Raw genomic sequence first — 1,274 nt, 5'->3', positions numbered from 1 at the left:
CGCTGTTCGGCGCGCCGCGCGTAAATTCGCACGGTTCCGCCGCGGGTGGCGAACATCAGGGCGATGCGGCGTCCCAGAGTGCCCGCGCCGATCACCGCGACCGGGCGGTTTTGGATGTCTTCGAAGGCGTACGTGTACGAACCAGTCACACACGCATGCTAAGTCCCCGGCTGCCGGCAGGACCCGTCGCCAACCGACAAAGATCGGCTGACCGTTGTGTCCCGCGGACAAGCCGGGGGCGTCGGCGGTCTCAAACATCTTGTGTCACTTTGGTTTCAGTGGTCTCCGGGCGGGGTTTTTTGTCGGTGGGTCGGTTTAGTTTTGTTGATATGAGTTCAGGTGTGGTCGCCGACGGGGAAGCCATGGTAGCGGCCTTCGATGTCCTGGACGCCGCGATCGAGACCGTCAATGGATTTGACTCACAGATGCTGTGCACCCCGGAGCGAATGGCAATGCTGGCCCGCTATGAGCGGGCACGACGGCGGCTGTCGGCGGGCGAGCACCCGCTGATCAATCAGCTTGCGCAGGAGGCCACGCCGCAGGAGCTGGGTGGCAAACTCTCCGATGCGATCGCCGACGCAACACTGACCAGCCGGACCGAGGCTTCCCGCCGGGTCCGCGAGGCCGCCGACCTGGGCCAGCGGCGCGCGCTCACCGGCGAACCCCTGGCGCCGGTGCTGGCCGCGACCGCCGCCGGCCAACGCGACGGCCGCCTCGGGTCCGAGCACGTCGCGGTGATCCGCCGGTTCTATCACCAGCTGCCCGGCTGGATCGACGTCGATACCCGCGCGCGTGCCGAAGCCGATCTGGCCCGGCTGGCTTCGCAGTATCGGCCCGATCAGTTGGCCGGGCTGGCCGATCGGCTCGCCGATTGCCTCAACCCTGACGGCAGCTTCACCGACGATGACCGCGCCCACCGGCGGGGTTTGACGCTCGGCAAGCAGCAGGCCGACGGCATGTCCGCGCTGCAGGGCTGGTTGACGCCGGAAGCCCGCGCCACCCTGGAGGCCGTGTTGGCCAAACTCGCGGCCCCCGGCATGTGCAACCCTGCGGACACCACACCGTGTGTGGACGGCACCACCAGCCAGGACGCCATCGACCACGACGTCCGCAGCCCGGCCCAGCGCCAGCACGACGGATTGAACGCCGCCCTGCGCGCGGTCCTGGCGTCGGGAAACCTGGGTCAACACAACGGGCTGCCGGCCTCGATCATCGTCACCACCACCCTGGCCGAACTCGAAGCCGCCGCCGGACACGGCATCACCGGCGCCGGT

2 protein-coding genes are annotated in these 1,274 nt (G+C 68.5%); one reads left to right on the top strand and one right to left on the bottom strand.

What is annotated here, in order from left to right; all coding sequences use genetic code 11:
* The coding region (locus ACZY0B_RS27515) for a 3-hydroxyacyl-CoA dehydrogenase NAD-binding domain-containing protein (RefSeq protein ID WP_463767366.1) at positions 1–149 on the bottom strand (149 nt) is incomplete at its 3' end.
* Between the two features lie 180 nt (positions 150–329).
* On the opposite strand from ACZY0B_RS27515, the gene ACZY0B_RS27510 reads away from it, so the two are divergent.
* Positions 330–1,274: 13E12 repeat family protein (locus ACZY0B_RS27510; RefSeq protein ID WP_463767381.1), on the top strand; the 945-nt coding region annotated here is incomplete at its 3' end.

It is taken from the genome of Mycobacterium sp. IDUB_19, assembly GCF_055419445.1.
Note: the sequence above shows the minus strand (reverse complement) of the source record. Positions and strands in the feature narration are given on the sequence as shown.